Source organism: Flavihumibacter sp. CACIAM 22H1 (assembly GCF_001601815.1).
Taxonomy (GTDB): domain Bacteria; phylum Bacteroidota; class Bacteroidia; order Chitinophagales; family Chitinophagaceae; genus Flavihumibacter.
Genome location: NZ_LUKG01000084.1, coordinates 6,893 through 12,703, shown reverse-complemented (window position 1 = coordinate 12,703; position 5,811 = coordinate 6,893). Strand labels below are relative to the sequence as shown.

Here is a 5,811-nt window from a genome sequence, read left to right as displayed (position 1 = left end):
TCTCCAAACAATCGGGTAAGTTTTTATCGTTTACTACCCAGGAATGATAGCGGCCAACATTAATGGTTGCGGGTAACTGCAGGAAAACATCCTGTTTGCCTGGTATCCGGTCGGCCACCTGGAAAATAGGGGTGGAAACACCGTGGTAAACCTGCGCAAGGTTGATCAGTTCTCCGCCAAAAGCCTGGCCAATTGCCTGGTGTCCCAGGCAAACGCCGAGTATGGATTTAGTGGCCGCATATTCTTTGATCAGGGGCAGCAGAAGCCCGGCTTCTTCCGGTATACCCGGACCAGGTGAAAGAATAATTTTATCGTATTCTTTTCCTTTTTCAAGTGGCAACTGGTCGTTTCGAACAACATCTACTTTTTCTCCGGTTATTTTTTCAACTAGGTGAACCAGGTTATAGGTAAAGGAATCGTAATTATCGAAGACTAAAATTTTCATGATTGGATGGTATTGGGCAATGGATGATCGGTTAACTAATGGTTTGTGCCAGTAGAATTGCTTTTTTGAGGGCTCCCAGTTTATTGTTTACTTCCTGTAACTCACTGGCAGGCAAACTGGCAGCTACCACGCCGGCGCCCGCCTGGTAGGTAAGTGTATTATTTCTGCTCAGCAGGGTACGAATCATAATGGCATGATTGCAACTACCATTAAAGCCCATAAACCCGAGTGCACCACCATAGTAGGACCTGGCCGTAGGTTCATATTCGTCGATCAGTTGCATAGCCCGTATTTTAGGGGCTCCGCTAAGCGTTCCTGCGGGAAATGATTTGGCCATTAAGGTAAAGGGATTGGTATCTTTTGGAACCCTTCCAACTACTTCGCTTACCAGGTGTATAACATGAGAAAAATACTGCACCTGTTTATAATGTGCCACTTCAACCTGATCACAGATCCTGCTTAGATCGTTCCGGGCCAGGTCTACCAGCATAACGTGTTCGGCATTTTCTTTTTCATCGGAAAGCAGGCGCTGTGTTTCCTGTTGGTCCAATTCATCGTCGCCACTACGTTTATATGTACCGGCAATCGGATGAACCACGGCTTTTCCATTATTTATGATGAGTTGTGATTCGGGCGATGAGCCTATCAGTTTGTAATCACCATAATCAAAAAAGAAAAGATAGGGGGAGGGATTAATGCTACGTAAGGCTCGGTACACATTAAATTCATCTCCTTTAAATTCCTGTTGGAAACGACGGCTTAGTACAATCTGAAAAACATCTCCCCTATGACAGGAAGCAATTCCTTTTTGAACCATTTCAAGATAGGCATCGTCCTGCATGTTAGAAGACTCAGTACCTTCTGCGAAGAAGGGATATACCGGCACATCTTTACTACGAATCAGGGATTCAACCATGCCGAGATCAGACTCAATACCCGGTAATAAATTTTCGCATAGGTATAGTTCATCTTTAAAATGATTGATGGCGATAACATATTGGTATAACCGATACCGCATCAAAGGAATAGCTGATGAAGAATTTGGACGTTCCCGGAAGCGGACCGTATCAAAAAACTGAACGGCATCATAGGTTGTATAGCCATATAAACCCTGTGCAAAAGCCTGGATCTTATCCGGTTTTTCGGGCACTTCAAATCGTTGCATAAAGCTCCAAAGTTGTGCCGGCACTTCTTCCGGTTGTTCAATGGATACCCGCTCTGGTGCCTGACCCGGATACTTATATTCTATGCTTTTTAAGGAACTAATTTCCATGCCACCAATAGCATTGATACAGATAAAGGAATAGCTATTGTCCGCGGCATGGTGATCCGTACTTTCGAGCAGAATGGTGTCTCGGAAACGGTCGCGGAGTCGGAGGTATATCCCTACAGGGGTGTACACATCCGCAAGCATGGTTTTTACCGTTGTTTTAAGTTGAATCTTCTTTTTTTCGTTCGCCATAATAATTGGTTTCCAACAAAAATTAAAAAACCCCGATGTTGTACATCGGGGCCTTGATTATGTTTTACTATCGTATAGATACAGCACTACAATACCCCGTAAGAGTTTGTGTGCCACCACCACTGAATAGTTTGAATAGTTTTTTTCATGCGACCACAAATATGCAACAGCAAATTGGAATGAACAAAAGTTTTTTCAGTAGCTTACTGAAAAATTCCTGCTATGCTGGTACATCATACGCAAAAAGGAAATAAAGGTGTTTTTTATGTAGGTGAGGACGATGCCCCATTGGCTGAGCTGGTTTATACAAAACCAGCTTTTGACAAGATGATTCTGGAGCATACCGAAGTAGCAGAAGAATTAAAGGGGCAGAATATTGGCTATCTGCTGGTGGAAACAGCGGTTGAATATGCCCGCACACACCAGATGAAAATTCTACCGCTTTGTCCTTTTGCCAATGCTGTTTTTAAGAAAAAGCCAGATTACCAGGATGTATTAATGGCCTGATAAGCACTATATTATTATTTTATGAAACTTGTAATTTTTGGAGCAACCGGTCAGGTTGGAAAATATCTGGTACAGCAGGCACTGCTGATGGGGCACCAGGTTCGGGCATTTGGTCGGAACGTACATGAATTGCCGGAAGAAAATCCTTTATTGGAGAAAGTCAAAGGAGCTGTTTTTGATCCGGAGGAGGTAGCAGCCGCAATTCGGGGTACCGATGCAGTCGTAAGTGCGCTCGGGGGAAGTTTTGATGGTATGGACAAGACCCGTTCTTTAGGAATCCGGAATATTATTGCGCAGATGAAAGCTACGGGGGTGCATCGGATCGTAGCCCTTGGAGGCGCCGGCATTCTGGATCATCCGGAAGGCGGCCTTGTGATTGATCAGGAAACTTACCCGCCGGAGTATTTACCTGTTGGGCGCGAGCACCAGAAAGCCTGGGAGGCCTTACGGGATTCGGGGCTTAGCTGGACCTTTGTATGCTCTCCTGATATAGTAAATGCGGAGGTTACCGGAAAATTTTTGACGGCTCAAAATACCTTACCGGTGGGCGCGCTTGGAAAAATTAATGCCGGAGACCTGGCATTGTGCATGTTGCAGCAGTTGGATAACCCGGCTGCACTTCAAGCGCGGATCGGCGTTTCCGCCGTTTAGACGTCAGACAGGTGTTAGAACTGTGTTCTAACACCTGTCTGACGTCTAAAGCATTCCCTTCGTCGAAGGAAGGTAATTGCTGAAGGGATCCCGCTTTACCGCCATACGGATGGCTTTCGCAAAAGCCTTGAAAATAGCTTCGATTTTATGGTGCTCATTCTCCCCACGACAATAAATAGTCAGATTGCATTTCGCCGCATCACTGAAAGACTTGAAAAAATGATAAAACATCTCCGTTGGCATCTCCCCTATTTTCTCCCGTTGGAATGTCGCATCCCAAACCAACCAGCTTCGCCCCCCAAAATCTATTAATACCTTCGCTTCTGCTTCATCCATCGGCAAGGCAAAGCCATAACGTTCAAGTCCCCGCTTATCAGAAAGCACCCGCGCAAAAGCCTCTCCCAACGCAATACCGGTATCCTCAATCGTATGGTGCTCATCTATATGCAAATCTCCCTTGGTTTCTACCACCAGATCCAGTTTACCATGGCGCGCAATCTGATCCAGCATATGATCAAAAAAACCTAAGCCCGTTGAAATTTCCGCCTTCCCTGAACCATCCAGGTTCAACAGCACCCGAACTTTAGTTTCATTCGTATTTCTTTCATGTTCTACCTGCCGCAGCCCCAATTTCAGGAACGCATAAATTTCAGCCCAGTCGCAGGATTCCAGTGCTACCGTACTGGTCCGTAATTCCGCCGCCTTATCCTTGATCTCCGCCCCTCCTAACTCTGGGTCCATATTTAACCAGATTGCCTTACAACCCATATTCTTTGCCAGCTGTACATCGGTAATCCGATCGCCGATTACAAAAGAATTTTCAAGGTCATAGTCCGGATTATTCATATACGCCGTCATCATACCCGTTCCCGGCTTCCGGGTGGGTAAGTTTTCATGCGGATAACTACGGTCAATCAGCACTTCTTTAAAAAAAATACCCTCTCCTTCCAGGCTTTGCATCACCAGGTTATGAAGTGGCCAGAACGTATCTTCCGGAAAAGCAGGAGTACCCAACCCATCCTGATTGGTAACCATAACCAGCTCAAAATCCAACTCGCGGGCAATCCTACCCATGAATTCAAACATTTTCGGATAAAAACAGAGCTTATCAAAAGAATCCAGCTGATAGGTCGGAGGCGCCTCGTTAATCAGGGTGCCATCGCGATCAATAAATAAAACGCGTTTAGCCATACCGGTTAGTTGAAAAATGAAATTAATTAAACTGTTTCAATGCGTCCAGTAATTCTGTGTTTTCCGCTTCGGTTCCGATGGTGATACGTAAACTATCCTCACACAAAACTACCGAAGACCGATCTCGAACCACAATTCCTTTATTTAGCAGGTATTCGTACACCCTACGGGCATCAGCAACCTTTACCAATAGGAAATTAGCATCAGAAGGAAATACTTTTTGTACCACTGGTAAACCTGGCAATTCTTTTTCCAGCCGCTGCCGTTCCTGCACAAGCACCCGAATCATTTCGTTTACCTGTTCCACTTCGTCCAGCGCTTTCAATACCAAGTCCTGCGATGCCTGGTTTATGTTATAGGGAGGTTTTACTTTGTTCATCAGCCCAATAATTTCGGCAGAGGAAAAGGCCATTCCTACCCGCAATGCCGCCAGTCCCCAGGCTTTTGACAGGGTTTGCAAAACCACCAGGTTGGGATACTCCGCCAGATCCGCCACAAAAGACCGCTGGCGCGAAAAGTTTATATAGGCTTCATCAATCACCACCAGCCCAAAATAGTTGTTCAGCAGTGCTTCCACCGCCCCCCTATCAAGTGAATTGCCTGTTGGATTATTGGGCGAGCACAGAAAGATCATTTTAGTAAAGTCATCCACTGCTTCTTCCAGAGCCGGAAGATCCAACTGAAAATCTGCCGTAAGGGGCACTTTTTTCACTTTTACATTGTTGATGGATGCGCTTACTTCATACATACCGTAGGTAGGTGGTACCAGTACGATATTGTCGATTCCGGGCTCGCAAAATGTACGGATCAGCACATCTATACATTCATCACTTCCGTTACCCAGAAAAATATGCCTGGGATCCACCCCTTTTATCAGCGATAATTTTTCTTTTATGGCCCACTGAAGCGGATCCGGGTAGCGATTATACCATTTCATCAACGGTGATCCGAGCGAATTTTCATTGGCATCCAGATATACCCGCGCCGTGCCTTTAAACTCATCCCGGGCCGAAGAATACGGCACCAGATCACGGATATTCGGACGTACTAGTTCATTAAGGTTAAACATTGTTCTGGGTTCTAATGGTTACTGCATTTGCATGGGCATCCAGGCCTTCTGCCCTAGCCATGCTGACAACGGTTTCAGCAATGGACCGGAGCCCTGCGGAAGATAATTCCTGAAAAGTTATTTTTTTTACGAAGGAGTCTACACTTACCCCACTATAAGCCGTTGCATAGCCATTTGTTGGGAGGGTATGATTTGTGCCACTGGCATAGTCGCCTACGCTTTCTGGCGAAAAATGTCCCAGAAAAACAGATCCAGCATTAATTACCCCTTCAGCAATTGCAGCCGCCTTATCTGAAGCAATGATTAGATGTTCGGCTGCGTATTCATTTAATAAATCCATAGCCTCTGCCAGCTCTTTTACCACAATAGCGGCGCTGTTTTCCAGCGCCTTTTCTGCCAGTGCCGCCCTGGGTAAAACCAGTAATTGGGCCTTCAGTTCCGAAGCCACTTTTTCGGGAAGATCCGGATCGGTTGTTACCAATAGCA

The 5,811-nt window shown here is 45.7% G+C and carries 7 protein-coding genes; 2 read left to right on the top strand and 5 right to left on the bottom strand.

Annotated features, from left to right (window positions below):
- Positions 1 to 445: aminodeoxychorismate/anthranilate synthase component II (locus A1D16_RS18105; protein ID WP_290712115.1), on the bottom strand; the 445-nt coding region annotated here is incomplete at its 3' end.
- Between the two features lie 31 nt (positions 446 to 476).
- Complete coding sequence (locus A1D16_RS18100) at positions 477 to 1,907, bottom strand: anthranilate synthase component I family protein (RefSeq protein ID WP_290712113.1); 1,431 nt, start codon at positions 1,905 to 1,907, stop codon at positions 477 to 479.
- Positions 1,908 to 2,129: 222 nt separating this feature from the next.
- On the opposite strand from A1D16_RS18100, the gene A1D16_RS18095 reads away from it, so the two are divergent.
- A complete protein-coding gene (locus tag A1D16_RS18095; RefSeq protein ID WP_290712111.1) occupies positions 2,130 to 2,414 on the top strand; it encodes a GNAT family N-acetyltransferase in 285 nt (94 codons plus the stop codon).
- A 21-nt stretch (positions 2,415 to 2,435) separates the two neighbouring features.
- Complete coding sequence (locus A1D16_RS18090) at positions 2,436 to 3,065, top strand: NAD(P)H-binding protein (protein ID WP_290712109.1); 630 nt, start codon at positions 2,436 to 2,438, stop codon at positions 3,063 to 3,065.
- Between the two features lie 45 nt (positions 3,066 to 3,110).
- On the opposite strand, the gene hisB is transcribed toward A1D16_RS18090, so the two are convergent.
- From hisB to A1D16_RS18075, 3 genes are all read right to left on the bottom strand, one after another.
- Complete coding sequence (gene hisB, locus A1D16_RS18085) at positions 3,111 to 4,256, bottom strand: bifunctional histidinol-phosphatase/imidazoleglycerol-phosphate dehydratase HisB (RefSeq protein WP_290712107.1); 1,146 nt, start codon at positions 4,254 to 4,256, stop codon at positions 3,111 to 3,113.
- Between the two features lie 22 nt (positions 4,257 to 4,278).
- Positions 4,279 to 5,325 carry a histidinol-phosphate transaminase gene (hisC, locus tag A1D16_RS18080; RefSeq protein WP_290712105.1) on the bottom strand — a complete coding sequence of 349 codons (1,047 nt, stop codon included), beginning with the start codon at positions 5,323 to 5,325 and terminating at the stop codon, positions 4,279 to 4,281.
- The coding region (locus tag A1D16_RS18075; RefSeq protein ID WP_290712103.1) for a histidinol dehydrogenase at positions 5,318 to 5,811 on the bottom strand (494 nt) is incomplete at its 5' end. The genes hisC and A1D16_RS18075, both read right to left, overlap by 8 nt.